Annotated in this window: 15 protein-coding genes; 3 read left to right on the top strand and 12 right to left on the bottom strand. The window is 42.1% G+C overall.

All coding sequences use genetic code 11. From position 1 onward, the window contains the following. Positions 1-8: 8 nt before the first annotated feature. The 7 genes from G3570_RS07265 to G3570_RS07235 all read right to left on the bottom strand — a co-directional run bounded on the left by G3570_RS07265 (position 9) and on the right by G3570_RS07235 (position 8,504). The gene (locus G3570_RS07265; RefSeq protein WP_165140753.1) at positions 9-2,138 is read right to left on the bottom strand and encodes a hypothetical protein; all 2,130 of its coding nucleotides are present in this window, start codon (positions 2,136-2,138) and stop codon (positions 9-11) included. A 12-nt stretch (positions 2,139-2,150) separates the two neighbouring features. Further along, positions 2,151-3,146: an AAA family ATPase gene (locus G3570_RS07260; protein WP_165140751.1), complete on the bottom strand. Its 996-nt coding sequence runs from the start codon at positions 3,144-3,146 to the stop codon at positions 2,151-2,153. Positions 3,147-3,157: 11 nt separating this feature from the next. Beyond that, positions 3,158-4,540: a peptidylprolyl isomerase gene (locus G3570_RS07255; protein ID WP_165140749.1), complete on the bottom strand. Its 1,383-nt coding sequence runs from the start codon at positions 4,538-4,540 to the stop codon at positions 3,158-3,160. After that, complete coding sequence (locus tag G3570_RS07250) at positions 4,533-5,468, bottom strand: peptidyl-prolyl cis-trans isomerase (protein WP_165140747.1); 936 nt, start codon at positions 5,466-5,468, stop codon at positions 4,533-4,535. The genes G3570_RS07255 and G3570_RS07250 overlap by 8 nt, the downstream gene beginning before the upstream one ends. A gap of 116 nt (positions 5,469-5,584) precedes the next feature. Next, complete coding sequence (locus tag G3570_RS07245) at positions 5,585-6,916, bottom strand: NupC/NupG family nucleoside CNT transporter (protein ID WP_165140745.1); 1,332 nt, start codon at positions 6,914-6,916, stop codon at positions 5,585-5,587. Then, positions 6,916-7,560, bottom strand: a complete 645-nt coding sequence (locus tag G3570_RS07240; protein WP_165140743.1) for a thymidine kinase — start codon at positions 7,558-7,560, stop codon at positions 6,916-6,918. The genes G3570_RS07245 and G3570_RS07240 overlap by 1 nt, the downstream gene beginning before the upstream one ends. Before the next feature lie 164 nt (positions 7,561-7,724). After that, positions 7,725-8,504: an alpha/beta fold hydrolase gene (locus G3570_RS07235; protein WP_165140741.1), complete on the bottom strand. Its 780-nt coding sequence runs from the start codon at positions 8,502-8,504 to the stop codon at positions 7,725-7,727. 179 nt (positions 8,505-8,683) lie between these two features. Between G3570_RS07235 and G3570_RS07230 the strand changes: the two genes are divergently transcribed. Next, positions 8,684-11,959, top strand: coding sequence for an amidohydrolase family protein (locus G3570_RS07230; RefSeq protein WP_165140739.1), 3,276 nt, complete (start codon positions 8,684-8,686; stop codon positions 11,957-11,959). 205 nt (positions 11,960-12,164) lie between these two features. On the opposite strand, the gene G3570_RS07225 is transcribed toward G3570_RS07230, so the two are convergent. From G3570_RS07225 to G3570_RS07205, 5 genes are all read right to left on the bottom strand, one after another. Next, positions 12,165-14,894, bottom strand: coding sequence for a UPF0182 family membrane protein (locus G3570_RS07225; RefSeq protein ID WP_165140737.1), 2,730 nt, complete (start codon positions 14,892-14,894; stop codon positions 12,165-12,167). Between the two features lie 66 nt (positions 14,895-14,960). Next, positions 14,961-15,620, bottom strand: a complete 660-nt coding sequence (locus tag G3570_RS07220; protein WP_165140735.1) for a hypothetical protein — start codon at positions 15,618-15,620, stop codon at positions 14,961-14,963. 10 nt (positions 15,621-15,630) lie between these two features. Continuing rightward, positions 15,631-16,089 carry a dCTP deaminase/dUTPase family protein gene (locus G3570_RS07215; RefSeq protein ID WP_165140733.1) on the bottom strand — a complete coding sequence of 153 codons (459 nt, stop codon included), beginning with the start codon at positions 16,087-16,089 and terminating at the stop codon, positions 15,631-15,633. A 98-nt stretch (positions 16,090-16,187) separates the two neighbouring features. Beyond that, positions 16,188-17,633: a lipase maturation factor family protein gene (locus tag G3570_RS07210; protein ID WP_165140731.1), complete on the bottom strand. Its 1,446-nt coding sequence runs from the start codon at positions 17,631-17,633 to the stop codon at positions 16,188-16,190. 100 nt (positions 17,634-17,733) lie between these two features. Beyond that, complete coding sequence (locus tag G3570_RS07205) at positions 17,734-17,961, bottom strand: hypothetical protein (RefSeq protein WP_165140729.1); 228 nt, start codon at positions 17,959-17,961, stop codon at positions 17,734-17,736. Between the two features lie 84 nt (positions 17,962-18,045). Between G3570_RS07205 and der the strand changes: the two genes are divergently transcribed. Further along, the gene (gene der / locus G3570_RS07200) at positions 18,046-19,353 is read left to right on the top strand and encodes a ribosome biogenesis GTPase Der (protein WP_165140727.1); all 1,308 of its coding nucleotides are present in this window, start codon (positions 18,046-18,048) and stop codon (positions 19,351-19,353) included. Between the two features lie 91 nt (positions 19,354-19,444). Beyond that, the gene (locus tag G3570_RS07195) at positions 19,445-20,143 is read left to right on the top strand and encodes a NuoI/complex I 23 kDa subunit family protein (RefSeq protein WP_165140725.1); all 699 of its coding nucleotides are present in this window, start codon (positions 19,445-19,447) and stop codon (positions 20,141-20,143) included. Positions 20,144-20,150 lie beyond the last annotated feature (7 nt).

Genomic DNA, 20,150 nt, shown 5'->3' with positions numbered 1-20,150 from the left:
TTAGCACCTTAGGATAAGGCAAAATATTTTCTGGTAATCCATTCTGCAGTTAGCAGAGTGATTATCAGGATAAACCAAAAGGAATGTTGGTAAGGGAAGAATAAAGTGGTTTCAACTTTTTCTTCCCTGCTCAGCATTCCTTTTTCATTTAGGGAGTCATTGAAAGCAGCCAAATCAGCGAAGGTAAAATAGGAGCCACCTGTTCGTGAAGAAATTTGTTTAAGCAGATTATCATTTCTTTCCGTATTCACGAATTCTGTATTGGTGTTGCTTACCGATAACTCACCTTGTTGTGTATCAATGATTCTGTTTCCTTTCTTAGCAGTAGCCTCGTAGCGATAAATGCCCATTGGAAGAGCATTGATGGTAAGCTGATATTGTCCATCACCAATATTGGTCATCGAGTAAAATCTGGTTTCAATTCCTTCTCCTTCAAATTCAACATCAACAGTACCATCGGTAACTTTCTCCCCACTTTCATTGGTTAGAAATGCATTTAAAATAATCGGTTCAGTACCTGTAAATACTTTTTGACTCGGTTGTACTTTGAGTCTTCTGTTATCCGGCTTGGTAGCAGTCCAGCTTACAATATTATAAAATAGGTTTTCCCAGTACTGCCTGATACTTCGGTTACTGCTTTGGGCCAGGCGGTGCCAATTGTAGCCTGACAATTGACTCTGACGACTGTTTCCAAGCTCTTTAATGGTTATTAAAGGCTGATTGGTGTTTGCTCCCTGAAATTCACTGACAAACAAAATTGTACTGCCAGGGGTTGCGTCGACAATACTTCGAACTGGTGCTTTTAACGGGGGTAACAAGTCATAGGAGATTTCAGGTAATTCCATGATAGGATGATCGGTCGGCTCAGCATCGGGCAACAGACGAACAGTTTGTGCATTTGCATACCTACCCAGAGAAACCGGTAAAATGTTTTGGTTAGACTCCTGCAAAGATCTGAAGTCAGATAAAGGTGTAGCTATTATAATGGTGGGCACTTCAGTCAGCAAGTTGCCAACTTTTGTATCTACCTCTGCCGGCAAACCTCTGCCCGGATAGCCATGGAGTATGAGCAGTTCAAGAGTATCTGCCGAAAAGTCGAGGTCACCTTCTATAAATCTATCGCTACCAAGCCAGGTTCTCGGAATTAGCCGTGTATTTTCATCCTCAAGAAGTAGTGAACGAACGGCCTTAACATCCGGGTGAATCTCAAAAGCGAGGGAAAGTATCCGCTGCTTGTCGTTCAAAACATCAATAGCAAAGGGCTGTATATTATTAGTAGCTGTCCATTCTCCTTCAACGGAGGGTATTACTATCTCATATTGCTGTAGACCTTCTTCCTGCAGGTTGATATCAAAATTAAGGGTATGAGATGTTCTGTTTTTAGCCGGACTAATGCTCTGACGTTGCAGTATTTCAGAGCCTTTTCTTAGTTCTACCTGAAAATTTCTACCGGTAAAACCGTTGGTGGTTATTCTGGCCTCTAAGGGATGAAGTGTTTCCAGGTATCCGGTGTCGTTTGTTCTTACTTCTTCTACAATCAGATCCTTCTGGTCAACCGTATCGCCAAGTGCCACTGTCATCACCGGTACTGAAATATTTCCTGCTTCGAAAGCCGGATTACGCCCCTGATTGAAAATCCCGTCTGTAATCATAATAGCTCCGGAAATATCATCACCTTGGTTTTTAATTGCTTCGATGCCATTGTAAATATTGGTTCTGGAGTCGTTTAAAGGCAGAGAGTCGAGTGATGAAGGCTCCACTGCAGATCCCATAGAGTACAAGCGATAGGATGCAAGAGTCGTATCAGAAATACCAATTTCGCGGATCACATCCAGGTAGGTTTCACGCCCATTATAGCTGCCTTTTTCAATGGTTGCGCTTTCAGAGTTATCCCAGAGCACCATGATCTCCGGCTTTTCATAGCGAGTTTGTTCAGCTTTGTAATAAGGATTAACAAGCAAGGTCAGAAGTATCAAAAAAACGAGACTTCTGAGTGTAATTAAACTATATCGAACAAAAGGTGAGGTGGATCTCAGGTCACGATACGACCACCAGCTGAGTGCGGTGGTCAAAAAGAATAGAATCAGATATAGCCAGATTGGCAGATGCGATTGAAAGCCTTGAAAAATGAAATCCACAGCAAAACTTATCTATTTGTTATGATCTATAAGCATTTCAATTAGCTTGTCAGCCGTCAACCCTTCAGCCTCTGCTGCATAATTGTTCACCAACCGATGCCGTAACACGGGTTTCGCCAACTCTTTAATATCATCCTGGGTCACATTATACCTGCCATTCATAAGTGCCCGTGCTTTCCCACCCAATATCAGAAATTGGGATGCTCGCGGTCCGGCTCCCCAACTCATATATTTGTTTATGAAATCAGGTGCAATGTCAGATTTGGGACGTGTCATGCCCACCAATTTAACCGCATAGTTTAGTACATTTTCAGGAACCGGAACCTCGCGGACAAGTTCCTGCAGTTCCAAAATCTGCTTGGCATCAAGAACCGCCTCGACATTTACTTTTTGTCTGGAAGTAGTCTGGCTCACAATATCCATCTCTTCTTCAAGGCTAGGGTAGTCGAGCCAGAGATTGAACATGAATCGGTCGAGCTGTGCTTCCGGGAGGGGATAGGTTCCTTCCTGTTCAATTGGGTTCTGAGTGGCTAGTACAAAAAAGGGTAAGTCGAGATCGTATTGGTTCCCGGCAGCAGTGACATGATATTCCTGCATGGCTTCAAGTAGCGCTGCCTGTGTCTTTGGTGGTGTACGATTTATTTCATCCGCCAATATGATATTGGCAAATACAGGCCCCTTGACAAATTTAAACGCCTTCTTACCCGTTTGGTGGTCATCCTCAATTATTTCAGTACCCGTAATATCACCGGGCATCAAATCAGGAGTGAACTGGATGCGACTGAAACTCAGATTGAGAGTTTGAGCTACGGTTCTTATAAGCAAGGTTTTTGCCAGGCCCGGAACACCGATGAGCACACAATGTCCGCGTGAGAACAAACTGATGAGAAGGCGGTCAATGATCTGTTTTTGACCAACAACCATTTTGGAAATTTCACCTTTGATATTGTTTACCGAATCCTGAAAGAAGTCAACTGCCTCTACAGGTTCTTGAGGTATGGTGCTCATATTTTACACTGTTATGATTGTTCTACATTTTGAGGGATAGGAATTTTATATTCAATATAGACCTGATCCTTAAGGTTACTTATCCACTCCGCCAGAATGCGATACTGTTTCTGCTGTAAAGCCACTTCTTTTATACGCTCATAATCCTGGTCCAGATTGGCAATATGTTCAGGAACGCTTCTATCAAGACGTACAATACGGTAGGCTTTCTTGGAATTGTTCTGGCTGCCAATATTGAACTGTTTTGGTTCTGAGATATCACCTTCCTCCTCAAGCAGTAATACAATACGGTAAAGGGCAGGATCAAGTTGACTTAGCGCAATCAGACGCTCTCCGGTCTGTGGATTTAATATTCTTCCTCCTTGAGGTGCTGTATTTGGATCTTCGGAATGTTTTCTGGCCAGTTCGGCAAAGGTCACTTCATTGTTTGTCAGTACGCTGTCACGATACTGTTCAAGTTTGCTGATGGCTGCCTGATCATCATAACTCTCCTCATCTATGCTTATCAGAATATGGTTGGTATCAATTTGGTCACCCCTTCGTTCGTTCAATCGTATTACATGAAAACCAAAAGAGGTTTCAACTACTTTTGAGATTTCGCCCGGCTGAAGGGCAGAAGCAGCAGCTGAATACTCGGGAACCAAATCGTTAATGGGAATCATCCCTAACCTGCCTCCTGAGGGGGCAGAAGGTCCGTCACTGTGCCTGCGCGCAAGTTCTTCAAGCGTTTTACCGTGATTTAGCAGGGAGTCTCTGAGTTGTCTTGCAAGATTCAGCGCTTCCTCGCGAGCGTTCTCGAGGGGAGGAGGGGTCGCTACAATCTGTGAAACTGCTACTCGCTCAGGTATAGTTGGGAGAGAGTCGCGTGGTATTCTTTCAAAATACTCTCTCACCTCCGGACGTGTTATGTCTATATTGCCTATTCTATTTCTCCGGTATTCGCTTACAATCATCTCGGTACGGTAATCTTCACGCAATTCAGCTCGCAGCTGAACTATGCTTTTCCCAAGTTCGCGTTCAAGGGCTGCCTCAGAACCAACTTGACTTACATACTGGTTGATTCTGTTGTCAATGGCTTGGTTTACCTGCTCATCGGTCACTATTACCGAATCTTCTTTGGCTTTGTCCAGCAACACGTATCGCTCCACCATCTGTTTTAAGACCGAGTACCACATACCTTCATTAAAAGTAGGGGCCTGGTTATTCTGTTGTCTCATCTGCATCATGTAGTCTGTTACTTGCTGGTCGACATCGGATTTCAGTATTACATGATCATTAACTACTGCAACAATTTGATCTAAGGTTTCACCGCTCGATTGAATTTGTGCGAGCAATGGAGTTGAACTTATAAGTAAAAGAATCAGCAAAAATGATAGGCTGTAAATCTTATTCATTAGTTTCGGTGTTTTGAAGGGTATCAGTACGGTTGGGTTGTGTATTATAATTTGTTTGAAGAACGTTGAAGGTATCCACTTCATTATTCGATTGGGCTTTAAGATAAAGATTCTTTACGTATGAACTGAAATGTCTCCGTCGTTTATCCAACAGTAACCAATCTTTAATTTGTTCCATCAGCCAATCCAGGTCAGGATGTTCTCCTTCTGCTCTTGACTCCATGAGCTGAACAAAATGATAATTGCCGTTCACTCTTTGAATCGGTGATATTTCACTTTGTCCGATAATATTTAAATAACGATTCATAATCTCGATATCTGAAGCGGCCATGGAGATCGGCCAAAATTGTTCCGATTCCGTAATTTTTGCTTCTGCATTGATCGAATATTTCCTGGCCACTTCAGGCCATGGAACAGCCTGCATGAGCTCTCGTTTGGCAGCTCGAGCCGATTCAATATCTTCGGCAATAAGGTGGCGGAACTGTACGAAACGTTCATTTAATACAAATTGATCTTTGTGAGCCTGGTAGTAATTTCGAGCTTCTTCATCGGTTACTACCAGTTCTTCTTCGTAATCACTGATTACGGCATCTTTCAGTGCCTGCGTTAATACTTCCTGCTGAGCATGCTGTATTTTTGCCTGAACCTCATCGTCCTGTCTCAGTTGCAGTCGTTCTGCCTCCTGCAGCATCAGGCGATTCTCTATCCATCTTTCACGATACGTCTGTAATGCTCCGATGCTGTCTTGCTGAAGCATAAAATCAGGTATTTGGGTTCTGGCATGCTCAAGTGTCAAGTACTCATTGCCAACCCTGGCCAGTCTTTTGATTTCTTCGCCGTCTTGCGGTGACGTGCAAGCAGAGAATAAAAATATTGCAAGCAAGACGACAATGAATAGGTTAGAATATGTTGCATTTGAGTTGTTCATGAATAAGCGACAATCGGACTGAAAAATAACACCGGATGTAGATTTTAATTACGAATGGAAATTTAAATACTGCTTAAAGTAAGAAATTTACTCGTAATGATCGTAACAGCCGACAATTAGAATAACATGCCTGCAATAGTAGCAGTCATCAAGTTAGCCATGGTTCCGGCAATGACTGCTTTGAGTCCCAATTGGGCTAGGTCTGACTTGCGACTTGGTGCCAATCCCCCAATACCGCCGATCTGAATTGCTATAGAGGAAAAATTAGCAAAACCACAAAGGGCAAAAGTGGCCATGGTTATCGTTTTCTGTGAGATGATATTACTGCTCACCATATCCGAGAGCTGCAGATATGCCACAAATTCATTTAACACCACCTTGGTACCTAAGAGAGAGCCCATACTTGTTGCATCCGCCCAAGGTACTCCTACTATATAGGCAATGGGGGCTAGTATCCAACCCAGAATAGTTTCTATCCTCAGGTCGCCTCCAGGTATGAGGGTATTGATTCCGGTAATTCCGCCAAACCATTGAAAAAAGTAATTTCCCATGGCAAGTAATGCAATGAATGCCAATAACATAGCACCGACATTTGCTGCCAATTTTAATCCGGTACCGGCACCGCTCGCTGCAGCATCAATACCGTTTGCATCCGTTTTTTCAATTTCAATATTTACATTGCCTTTAGTAGCCGGTTCACCGATTTCCGGGAAAAACATCTTGGCAATAACCAAGGCTGCCGGTGCCGCCATGAGACTAGCTCCCAGAAGCTGTTCGGCAAACAATAACCTACCCACATCCAGGGCTACATCATTTGCCTGGGCATAAGCATTGCCCAACATCTGCACATATGCTGCCATAACACCGCCTGCTATGGTAGCCATGCCGCCGGTCATCACAGCCATTAACTCAGATCTGGTCATCTTTTTAATGTAGGGTTCCACTACTAGCGGAGCTTCAGTCTGTCCGACAAAAATATTTGAAATAACAGAAAGGGATTCAGCACCCGATGTTCCCATAAGTTTCTGCATCCCTTTGGCCATATACTCAACCACTCGCTGAAGGATGCCATAATGGTAGAGGATAGCGGTAAGTGAGGCAAAAAAGACAATGGTAGGCAGTACCTGGAAAGCAAAAAAGTTCCCCATACTACCTTCCATACCGGGACTCTTTGCAAGGTCGCCGAAGATAAATTCGGCTCCCTGGGTTGTAAAATCCAATACAATGACAAAAAAGGAGGATACCCAACTGAAAAAAGCTTTTGGCCAGCCGAGGGGAGTCCAGTACTCAGCCATATCCCTTCCTTTAAGAATAAAAACGGCAAGTATAAACTGTATACCCAGTCCGGTAGCCACCATTCTCCAGTTAATACGCTTCTTATTTGTACTGAAGGCATAGGCTATCCCAATGATGGCTGCCATGCCAATTAAACCGCGGATAATATCCATTAAAGCTCTGTATCTTTAGATTCTTCTTCCAGTTTGGGATGATGAAATTGTTCAATAGGTTTTCCTCTTCGCTTATCAACAGGTGGGCGGAAGCAATGCCGTGCCCGGGGCTCATAGGCCTCATTTTCACCGACCAATACCCTGTCAGTGCTTTCAATAACTCTTTGGGAATAATGGGCCATCATACCGCTCTCGGCGCAAATGGCATGTAGCTTAGTAACATATTCCGCTATTGCCAATAATTTAGGCATTGGTTCAAATGGGCGTCCCTCAAAATCCATATCCAGACCTGCACATATAACTCTCTTACCGTCATTGGCTAATGTATTAGCTACGTCGACCACACGCTCATCAAAAAATTGAGCTTCATCAATACAAACGACTTTAGCTCCGGAGGTCAGTAAAATAATTTGATCTGCTGTATCCACCACAATGCTGGGAAGGGCATTTTCATTGTGAGATACAATCTCATCCTCGCTGTATCGATTATCAATCGCGGGTTTTACAATAATGACTTTTTGTCCCGCAATGTGCGATCTTCTGGCCCTGCGAATCAACTCTTCGGTCTTGCCGCTAAACATACCGCCGCAGACTACCTCAATCCAACCGGTTTGCTGAGGTACAAATGAGGGTTCATTGAGCATATGTGTTTAGTAGAAATATTTATAACAGTTATTTATAAAACAGTGAATATATCTGTGTGGTATTTAAAATGAAAAGAAGAATTCTATTTAATCAGAAATAGAAAGCTAGGACTTCATCATGTTTACTGTTACTGGAGGAGGGTATCGTAAATAACCAGAGAAAGCTACTGGTTCTTCAAAAATTGGATGGAGAGACGGTTAAACACATTGGGTTGTTCGACATTACATACATGACCACACTCTTCAATCACTTGCAAAACGGATTGCTTGTGATCCGATACAATCTTTCTGACAGGTGGCAGAAACAGGTAATCTTCAGAGCCCATGACATATAGGGTAGGTATAGGAAGTTCCTTTTCCCTGAAATAGCGCAATAGGGGGTTGATATCTTTCGTCATATTGAACCATTTTAGAAATTCTTTTTGATAAAGCTTTTTGGCCTCACGGATGAACAGCAGTCTTGATTCTGAATGACGTTTTCTTGGTAAAATAATCCAGGCAAATAATTTGTAGAGCCACATAAATGGTACAACCTTTTTGAATAGGTGTCCGACCCAGACCAGGAATCGCGATCGGATATTAAGGCGCATTACGGCACCGCTCATGACCATTGACTCTACACGGTCGGGGTCGATCTCACCGATGGTGCGAATTATGATGGTACCCAGGGAAACTCCCACGAAGTGTGCTTTTTCTATTCCAACCTCATCAAGTACATTGAGAATGTCTTTGCTGATTAGCTGAAAAGTATATTGATCCTCATAATATTTCTGCATGAGGTCTTTTGACTTACCATGACCCCTGAGGTCCACAAGCAATACATTGAAGTGCTTTTTATAGGCTTTAATCTGCTTGAACCAAATAGAAGAACTCCCGCCTGCTCCGTGAACAAAAACCACCCAGTCCTTCTCAGGACCTAAATAATATGTTTGATAGTGTAACATTCTAGTAATTTGATTATATGGGTGTTAAACGCCTTAAGAACAAGGAAAGTTTCAACAACACAAAGTATTATTTTTGATAATAATCGCAAATAAGTATACAAAACCTTAACATTCGCCGATCTTTGCCCAATGGTTTATCTGATTAGCCTGATCGATCAACAATTTAACTAATCTTCCTTATGAATAAGTTAATATCGGTATTACTTCTCCTAGCTATATCTATCAATGTCCAAGCACAAGAGAGCGATGAAAAGTGGGACGTAAGCGATCCGGGCGGACCCTATAAAGAGTTCGGCCTCAAAACCGACGAGGGTACCTGGATGAATATTGATGTAAGTCCCGATGGTAGTAAAATCGTGTTTGATATGTTGGGTGATATTTTCATCATGCCGGCACAAGGCGGAAAGGCAAAGGTTCTGAGAAGCGGGATGGCTTATGAAATACAGCCCCGATTCAGTCCCGACGGTAATAGCATACTCTTCACCAGTGATGCGGGGGGCGGTGACAATATTTGGGTCATGAATAGTGATGGTTCCGATGCAAGACAAATAACCAAAGAGGATTTCAGATTGCTTAATAATGCATTTTGGTCTCCTGATGGCAACTATTTTGTAGCCAAGAAACATTTTAGCTCAACACGCTCTCTGGGATCCGGAGAGTTATGGCTTTATCATAAAAGTGGCGGATCAGGGATACAGCTGGTAGAGAAGCCTAATGAGCAGCAGGATTTGGGACAGCCTTTTATTTCACCGGATGGCAGATATGTATATTACAGCCAGGCGGTATACCCCGGCGGGTACTTTCAATATAATAAGGATCCCAATAGCCAGATATATGCTATCAATCGTTATGATAGGGAGACCGGGAAGATTGAACGAGTCACCGGAGGCCCGGGTGGAGCAATTAGTCCGACCATATCACCTGACGGTACGAGGATGGCCTTTATTCGCCGCGTAAGGACCAAAAGTGTTCTTTATGTACGAAACCTTGACACCGGGATTGAGAAGCCTGTATTCGAAAATCTCAGCAAGGATCAGCAGGAAGCGTGGGCAATATTTGGCCCTTATGTAAATATCGATTGGATGCCGGGTAATCAGCACTTGGTATTTTGGTCAAATGGTAAAATAAATAAATTGAATATTGAGACGCAGGAGACAGAATATATACCTTTTGAAGTTGAAGTAACCCATAAGCTTGCTGCTGCAGCAAATTTCAAACAGGATCCGGCCCCGGACACCTTTACAGCCAGAGCTATCCGTCATGCTGTAACTGCTCCCGGTGGAGATTATATGGTATTTAATGCTGTGGGTTATCTTTGGAAAAAAGAACTCCCGAATGGTGCACCTGTCCGGTTGACTAAAGGAGAAGCTTATGAGTATGAACCCTCTTTTTCACATGATGGCAATAAGTTAGTATATGTCACCTGGAGTGATTTAGAGAAAGGGACTATTAAAGTTTTGGATATGAATAGCGCTAATAGCGCTCCTAAAACTGTTACCACAGAGAAAGCAATTTATCGGGATCCTTCATTCTCTCCGGACGGTAACACCATTCTTTTTCGCAAGGAAGATGGAAATAACCATCAGGGCCATGTTTATACCACTGAACCCGGAATATATTCTATGCCGGCTGCCGGAGGAGTAGCTAAGCAAATAATCGAAGAAGGTACAAATCCAATATTCAATGCAGAAGGAAACAGGATCTACTTCCTTGGAGGCTCTTACCTGGATAATGCTTTCAAAAGCGTTGATCTGAGTGGGAATAATGAACGAACCCATTTCACGAGCAAATACGGAAACAATTATGTGGTCAGTCCCGATAACAAATGGGTCGCATTTAACGAGCTCTTCAAAGTGTATCTGGCCCCAATGCCAGAAGCAGGTACAGCTATTGCACTCAGTGCAGATACCAAGGCCATTCCGGTCACACATGTTGCCAAGGATGCCGGTATAAATCTTCACTGGTTGGATGACGGCAATAGTCTCGGCTGGACCCTAGGGGACAGATATTATACAGTGAAACTTAACGAGGCTTTTGATTTTCTTGATGGACAATCGGAAAAAGAACTTCCAATACCTACCCGGGAAGGCATTGAAATCGGACTTGAGCTGAAACAAGATAAGCCTAATAGCACCATAGCTTTAAAGGGTGGACATATAATCACAATGAATGATCAAAGAGAGGTAATTGAAGATGGCTTGATTTTGGTCAGGGAAAATAGAATTTCGTTTGTTGGAGATATGGATGAAAGTCAGATACCCCCGGAGGCCACGGTTATAGATCTTGATGGCAAGACAATAATGCCGGGCATTATAGATGTTCATGCCCATATTGGCAATTTCCGCGAGGGATTGGATCCACAGCAGCAATGGGAATACTTTGCGAATCTTGCATATGGCGTTACTACAGCTCATGACCCATCTTCCAATACAGAAATGGTATTTTCTCAAGCTGAAAAGATTAAGGCTGGGAATACAGTAGGACCTCGTTTGTTTTCAACCGGTAGAATTCTCTATGGGGCAGATGCAGATTTTAAAGCAGTTATAAACGACTATGAAGATGCCTTGTCAGCTATTAGGCGTACCAAAGCTTTCGGGGCCTTTTCTGTAAAAAGCTATAATCAACCTAGAAGGAACCAACGCCAGCAGGTAATGAAAGCTGCAAAAGAACTTGAGGTGTTGGTGATGCCTGAAGGAGGTTCTACCTATACGCATAATATGAGTATGATTTTCGACGGTCATACCGGCATTGAGCATAATATTCCTATATTTCCGGTGTATAACGATGTTAAGACGCTATGGAGCAACAGCAGTACAGGTTATACACCGACGCTGGTAGTGAATTACGGAAGTGTAAGTGGTGAATATTACTGGTATCAGAATACTAAAGTGTGGGAAAAGGAACACCTGTTGAAATATACCCCAAGATCAGTAATTGATCCCCGTTCCAGACATCGCACCATGATTCCACAAGAAGAGTATGAAATAGGTCACATCTCAAGTGCTTCAATGGCTAAAGATTTGCTACGAGAAGGCGTAAATGTAAATCTGGGAGCCCATGGTCAACTGCAAGGTCTTGGCGCCCATTGGGAACTCTGGATGTTTGAGCAGGGGGGAATGACAGAAATGGAAGCTTTACAAGTCGCTACGATAAATGGGGCCAAATACCTGGGTCTGGACCATGAACTGGGCTCAATTGAAACCGGTAAGCTTGCAGACCTCATTGTATTGGATGGAAATCCTCTTGAAAACATCCGGGAAACGGAAAACGTAATTCATACAATGGTCAACGGGCGATTTTATAATACGGCAACCATGAATGAAATGGCTAGCCGGGAAAAAGAACGTCTTCCTTTCTGGTGGGAATTAGAAGGGTACAGCGGTCAGTTTGATTGGCATGCTCAATCAGATGCACATGGTCATGTACAGTGCAGCTGCGGAATTCATATAGAGTGATAACTCATTTCTGAGAATAGAATATTAAGTGAGACCCGATTAATCTATAGGGTCTCACTTTTACACCTCATTTACCTAAACTGGGATAAACTCATTAAAGGCCATTCAAGGAAATGAACAAAGTATTTTGCACAGAGTTGTTATAATTGACATGATTTCATCAGTATCCCCAATAACATCCGAAATTGACATTTCTGATTTCAGGTCATTCTTCATTCATAAGGTCTTCAATTTCTTTCATCTTCTCACCGAATAGCTGCCAATTTCCATCCCTTAAAGCCCGTTGAGCTTCACTCCAAAGGGTTTTAAACTCTTCCAACTGGGGACCTGTCGGGGTCTGAGCCGGCCCCTGAACTTGGGCCTGCGAAGAATCTTGACTAATTACAGTTTCGGTAGCCGCCATAATTCGTTCTTCCGGTCTTTGGCCAAACAGTGATTCAAGTGCAAGTCCCAATGTGGGCTCCATAACAACTTTTTCACCAACCGTCACAATTACCCTTTGCAGTTGGGGTATATCTACTCCCTCCGCAATCAGGAATACGGGCTCTACATAAATGAAGGAATCTTCAATAGGAATAATCATCAGGTTACCCCTAATCACACGTGAACCCCGTTGATCCCAAAGAGCAAGCTGTCGTGATATTTCGGTATCCTGGTCTATTCTGGCCTCTATTTGGGCAGGACCAAGAATGAGCCGTTCTTTAGGCAGTTTGAAGACCTCCACTTCACCGTATTGAGGAAAATCAGATTTTGCAGTCATCCACGCTATCATATTATCCCGGTTATTGGGCGTCAGGGGACTGATAAGCATATATTGAAGATTATCATCACCCGGAAGCTTGCTTAACACATAGTATGGCTCCATTTTAATTTGCTGGCCGCCATATTTTTCATTCGGGCGCTCCCACAAGTCTTCGTTGTTATAAAATACCTGTGGATTCGTCATATGGTAGGTATTATAAATATCCATCTGTATTTCAAACAATGTTTGGGGATACTTGATATGTGCTTTTATAGCCTCCGGCATCTCATTCAAAGATTTGAACATATCAGGAAAGATATCCATGTACACGTCCAGAATGGGATCTTCCTCATCAATGGCATAAAAATCCACGGTGCCGTCATAGGCATCAACAACTACTTTAACGGAGTTCCGAATGTAGTTTAGTTGACCATTATAACGTTCAGAGTAGGGGTAGTGCGGGGAAGTAGTATATGCATCTTGAATCCACTTTAAATCACCGTTTACCAATATCATGTACGGGTCATCCTGAAACTGAAGGAAGGGGGCCGTTCTCCTGACTCTTTCACGAATACTTCTCCAAAACTGAATCTTACTACCTTCGCGAATATAATCGGTCAATAGTATATTTATATCACTAAACTCCCATGCAAAAAGCAATTTGGAGAAGAAACCATCAATGGAAACACCGCCATTACCATCGTAGTTATTGTAAACATTCTGATCGCCTCTCGGGTAATCCAATTCCTCAATATCGGTATTTACAATTTTATAGCTTGGATCATGATCCCCATAATAGATGCCGGCTTGGTCAACATTTAGACCCATTTCAGAAACAGGCGGTAGGTCTTTTATAGTAAAGATAGGATCGCCCTGTGTTCCGATTTGAGCCACCGGACTCATTACCATTCCATAACCATGTGTAAATTGAAGATGTCTGTTTACCCAGGTATCTGCCTGCTCGGGCATCTCCTCGGACAACTCCCTGGCTGATACCATCATCTGCATATAGCCTTCTTCAGTTTGATAGCGATCCAGACTTACATTGTAGAATTGATAATAAAGGCGAATTTCCTGCAGTTGCCGGTAGGTTTGAATAACAAGCCTAGGATCCCATAGCCTTATGTTCTGAAGGGTAGAGGTATTATTTTCCAGTTTCTCCCATGTAAGAGTGTCACGGGCATTATATTCACGCTCATTGATTCTGTTTAGCTTGTAAGCTTCCCTCGTCTGTGAAATATTATGCTCCAGAAAGGGAGTTTCCAGCTGTAACTCATTAGGTTCTACCTGAAATTTCTGAATTGCGGTTGGAAGTAATCCCTGACCAATGATACCCACTGCTGCAGTAGCAACACCTCCGATTATGAGCCATCTGAAGTTGGATATAAAATATTGCATAAACGCGAGTACAGAAAGTACCAGACAGAATATTACCATAATCCAGAGCACAGGGAGTACTACATGAACATCGGTATAACCTGCTCCAAATACCGTACCGTTCGGATTATATAATAGCTTATATCGCTCCAGGTAGTATCCCCAGGAGAGCAGAAGCAGCCAGACTCCCAGGTTAAGACTTAAATGTTTCTTTACTGAATCTCGTGCACTAATTCCAGATGATCCCTGCAGACTTAATGAACCTGAATACAGGTAAAAAACCAGCATGAGCAGGGTGACAAAGAAAACCAATATGGAAAGGCTATTTTGAATGGTCTCAATAAAAGGAAGCCGGAAGAGGTAGAACCCAATGTCCAGGCCAAATATGGGGTCTACTTTATCAAAAGTCTCATTCCAGTGGAATCGGAAATAGGAATCCCAACGCATATAATAGGCAAAGGCGAAAAAGAGACTGAATAAAACACCAAAAGAGTAAAATATAGTCTTAAACTGTTTATGGGTGAATTGCTCTAAATTCAACTGCCCCAAGGGACTTTGGCTGAAGTTAATCGTCTTTGATTGATTGGCCAAAAAGTGCATGTTGGGCAGAATGTATAACAATGCGACCAGTAGAGCTCCTCCTAAAAGAAGAAATTGTGTTCCTTTTATTGTCCAAAATACCTGCTCATAGCCCAGACTTCCCAGCCATAGCCATTCAATAATCCAGTCGGAAAATGCAGCAATTAAAAATCCGAATACCAGTATTATTCCAATCCAAAACCGTGATTTACCTTTACCTTGAAGTAATTTATTCATGAAGGATCTATAATTTTAAAGGATTATGGTCCGAAAGAAGGAACTGTAACCTAAGGAAAAAAGCGCTCAAATTTTATTGCTTTTCGACCAGATTGCAACAGCATCCAAATAACTATTGACAATCAGGGGTAAGCGATGAAGCTCTAAATCACGATATGCTGCTCGTACATTTTCCAGAGAATGCAGAGAGCTCTGTTGATCAGTTTCTTCGAAGGACATACTTTCTAAAGAAATACTATTTAGTGCCTGTGGTTCATAAATACAAGTCCACTCAACAAACGTTGAATCATTATTACTGTTTAATTTGCGGATTTCCCTTGTCTTTTCAACTTGAATGATCCGGCAACCGATTTCTCTGAGCCAAGCCAAGGTATCTTTGCTGCTATGAACTTTCGAGGGTATCGATTTAATTGGACCCAACTCCGATTCATTCAGAGTCTTTTGTAATAAATCCCGGGCACTAGTTGAAATAGGGAAGTCAAACAATTCGTCTTCGTACTCACTCCATAGCTCAAATTCTCCTTCATTTTTGTTGAATTGTTTAAATTTTAGTCCACTCTCTTCGCCATTTCGAATTTTAAGATTGGTTTTAAGCCCAGGTACATAAATATATTGATCCACCTGACGATGTACCTCGGAAACTATAGGGAGAGCACTATAACAATCCACAAATACTCCATCAACTCCGCCAAAACCTCTCCACTCCCAATGTGACCCGAATGCCATAGACTAGAAACTAATCAGCGATTAAATGCAAAGTCGCAAAGCGGGCATTTTCCTTGATATTACAACCATTAGTTGGAACCTGAAAATTGATTGATATTTCGTCCACGCTATGATCAGGTGTCAAAATGCGAGAATTGGCAATAATACCTGCTTTCGATGCATGCTCATGCAGTGAAATAGCCACAAGAGTATCTTCAAGGTTATGAAGGCTTTCATTAAATATTGCTTGATAGGTGCCTTCTTTCAGTATCCACCATCCGTAGTCGGCATTGGTAGACTGTTTGACCGGTTCAATATATTTACCTCCTGCTTCTTCAAACTCGCTTCCTCCGAAATCTAGAGAACCGGCCTCCGTAAAAGAAAAAATCTTTGATATGGTCAGGTCGAGATTCAGTTTTTGCTTTTGTGTATCCTCATGAACAATATTGGAAGTATGTTCAAGTAGTTCATCAGATTCCAATAAAAACACAATGCTCAGTTTTTGATTATATATAACAGTTGATAACAGTAGTCACACTACTATTCATTCAAAGAGGGAATGTTGCACCTCTTTCAAACCTTTAAAGGTTACTCATCGCTATAAAGTGATTGAGGTTTCATGTAATCCTGAACGTATTCACGTTTCCACCAGTTTCCGGTTTTCTTACGCTCTTTATGGCTGGTATATTCATATTTAAATAATCTAGCCCTGATGGAGAGAGGCGGGTCTTCTGGGAAAGGATTCTCTCTAAGTAAATTTAGAGTTGACTCGTCGTTTTGCAGTAATCTTGCTATTAAAGATTGAAACCATGGATGCCGTCTGGGACTTCTGCTCATTGCTGCAAACCACATTTGCCAATCCAGCCTTAGGTGGTACGGGGAAACAAGCGGTGGTCTGCGTGCAGGATTACCGGGTTTGCCTTTGAATTCGTATGCCTTCCAGGTTGCGTTTTCATCTGGAAACTTGTCATCGGTACCTTCAATAATAATTTCGTATCGCTCTTTAGTGACACTGCCAAAAGCTCCATATGTATTAACAAGATGAATGGGATTAAAACTAAAGTTCATTTTTTGGCTTTTTGAAAGCATATTTCTCACGGGATCGAAACTTAAATAGATCACAATTAGTGTCAGTAATACAACGAGGGTTTCAAAATAGAAAGGAACTGAAGTAACAGACGGCACGGCCATTCCTGTAAGTGAATTTAAAATCTCATCACTGAATCCACTGAATGCAAGTATAATAGTTAACCAGTTTAGCCAGGAATAGTTACCGCTTATAATAAGATAACCTTGGGACAGGATGATAAGCCCCGCTGCAATTGAAGCTACAGGTTGAGGGAAGAAAAGTCCCCAAACTATAACCAGCTGAACCAGATGATTAAAAAAGGTTTCAGCCTTGTGCAATGGCTCCGGAAGCTGGTGAAAAAACCAACTCAGGGAATTGGGTAAAGGCTGTGTTTCATGATGATAATTGAGGCATGTAAGATCTCTCCAGCATGAATCACCACGCATTTTAATCAGACCGGCTCCGAACTCCACCCGAAAAACCATCCATCTGAAAATCCAGATCATAAGTATTGGAGTAGACCAGGATAACGGGCCAAGAAAAATGGCGTAGAATCCTGCTTCCAACAGCATAGATTCCCATCCGAAACCGTAAAATATGTTTCCAACATTTACAATGGATAAGTAAATGATCCACAATAAAAACCAGACAACCATTGATGCCCAAACCGGACCCGAATCGGAAATACCAGAAAGTGCCAGTAGGGAGAGAAAAAAGCCAATGTATGCAACGGTCTTAAAGTACGTATCAGAATAGTGCCAGTGAAACAGACTGGGTTTCTTCTTAAAGCTCATCCGTTCGAGGAACTGTGGAACAGGTAATAAGCCTTTGCTACCCAATAATGGGATAAATTGATTCAGAGCATTAGTAAATGCCAGGAGATAAATAAGAGCCAACCCCCTTTGTAAAAGAAACTTGCTGAACCAATAATTTGAGGAGTAGAGACCTTCAAATAATTCTACCATTGGTTTATGAACCGTTTTATTACAGTTCCTGAATGGATAACGAATTGTACACTCTCAGCAATCCGAAAGAAAGCTACGGATTACTGTAGTAAGTGCGATCTTATTCTTTCATAAGCCTCTTTTGTCGATACATATCATAGAGTAACCAGAAGAAAGGAAAGGGAGGAAATAATGCGGAGACTACAAGTTTGAGATTTTTATTCTGTTCTTCAGGGAGCTGGGCAATACCGGCAATTCCCGCAATCCAGAAAATAAAGATAAGAAATACCAGGAAAGCCAGGCAGATTGAACCGAAAAATCCAAAATTGTTATAAAAGGTCTGAAGCATGTGAATTAATACTCTACTTTGAGCTTTATAATCGTTATTTTCATCGCTTTCGAATCAAAACAAAATAACAAGAATATAATCAACATGCTCCCCGTAGTTTCAATAGTAGGAAGGCCAAATGTAGGCAAGTCTACCATCTTTAACAGACTTATAGGAAGTCGCAAAGCCATTGTTGATGATCAGTACGGGGTTACCCGTGACCGTCATTATGGGGAGTCGCACTGGAACGGCCGAGAATTTACCGTAATTGATACAGGTGGATATCAACCGGATGCAACCGACGTTATGATTGAAGGTATCCGAGAGCAGGTGCACATTGCCCTTGACGAGTCGGATATTATTCTGTTCGTAGTTGATACCGAAGCGGGAATTACCAGCCTTGATATGTCGGTGGCAAATTTACTTCGTCAACAGGAAAAACCTGTTTTGTTAGTTGCGAATAAGTCTGATAACGAAGAGAGGGCATTAAATGCCACAGAATTTTACAGCTTGGGTTTTGAAGAACTTTTTCCTGTCTCAGCAATTAATGGCACAGGTACCGGTGATCTTTTAGATCGTCTCGTGGAACTACTTCCCGAAGAGACAGAAGAACCCGAAAGTAAATATCCAAAACTGGCAGTTGTCGGTCGGCCGAATGTAGGCAAAAGCAGTTTTGTGAATGCCATGCTGGATGATGAACGCTGCATCGTCACGGATATACCCGGTACTACGCGCGATTCCATTAACAGTAAGCTGGTTTATAACGATAAGACCTACATATTGGTGGATACGGCCGGGCTCAGAAAAAGAAGAAAAGTAGAGGAAAATGTTGAGTTTTATAGTGCTGTAAGAACCGACAGAGCTTTAAGGGATTGTGACGTGGCAATTATTATGCTCGACGCCATGAGGGGTTTTGAAGCACAGGACAAGCACATACTCAGTGAGGCAGAACGTTTTAACAAGGGAATTGTAATCGTTCTGAATAAATGGGATCTGGTTCCTGAAAAAGACACGAATCTGCTCAAAGAATTTGAAGAATATATCTATGCTGAAGTGCCCAATATGAAATGGGTACCCATTGTGAGCATATCAGCTACGAATAAAAAACGTATCGGTAAAGTTATTGAGGTAGCAGAAGAAGTGATCCAGGAACGAGAAAAAGTTATCAGTACACCCGACTTTAACGATTTCTTGCAGCGGATTGCTAAAGAACGTCCGCTTCCTATTAAAAGGGGACATGCCTTGAAGATCAAATATGCTACACAGGTAAAATCAGCTCCGCCTGTATTCAAATTCTTTATGAATACGCCATCTGAGCTTCCGGCCAATTATCGGCGTTTTATTGAGAAACGGATCAGGGAAGAGTTCGGTTTCAAGGGTGTACCTATTACCATGACGTTCAAACAGAAATAAAAATTTTTACTTTTGAAGTGAACCACTTAATAAGTTATTTTTAGCTGGTTCTTATTACCTCAAACTATTTAAAGCGGCTCAGAACTTACACATGGCTCAAATTGAGAATCTAGATAAACCACGTGCCAATGCGCTGAATCAGAATTACGAGCGGGAGCGTAAGCTATCCTTTTCAGAAAGTCTTTATTTGCCGGAAATTCTGAAGGCTCTTTGGTACTCTTTTAAACAAATATTTCAGCCCACCTTTACACTAAATTATCCGGAAGAAAAATGGGACCCTCCCGCAATTTTCAGAGGAAGACCGGTACTAGTAGAAGACGATGGTAAAGAACGCTGTGTGGCTTGCGGACTCTGCGCCCGTGCTTGCCCGCCGCTTGCTATTAGCATGCAGGCAAACGAAGATGCAGATGATCCTAAAGAACGATATCCCGACTTCTTTGAAATTAATATGTTACGCTGCATCTACTGCGGTTACTGTGAAGAGGTTTGTCCTGAAGAGGCAATAGTTATGTCCAAAGACTATGATATTGTCTTTGAAAGCAGGGAAGAAGCTATTTATGATAAACAACGTTTGTTGGTTCCTAAAGAAGATTTGAAGGAAAGACTTGATTTTCTGAGGGAATACAAAAACAGGCAATTCGGAAAGTTTTGGGATTTCCAGGAGGAGAACAACATACATTCTGTACGAGACCGGGATCGTGAATTCAATTCAGGCTTATCATTGGTCGAGATGCTGGAGCAACAGAAAAGTAACGATAAGACGAAAGCTGATTCTGATTGGGCCAGATAAACAAGAT

Origin of the sequence: Halalkalibaculum roseum (assembly GCF_011059145.1) — a bacterium.
In the GTDB taxonomy this organism is placed as follows: Bacteria; Bacteroidota; Rhodothermia; order Balneolales; family Balneolaceae; genus Halalkalibaculum; species Halalkalibaculum roseum.
Note: the sequence above shows the minus strand (reverse complement) of the source record. Positions and strands in the feature narration are given on the sequence as shown.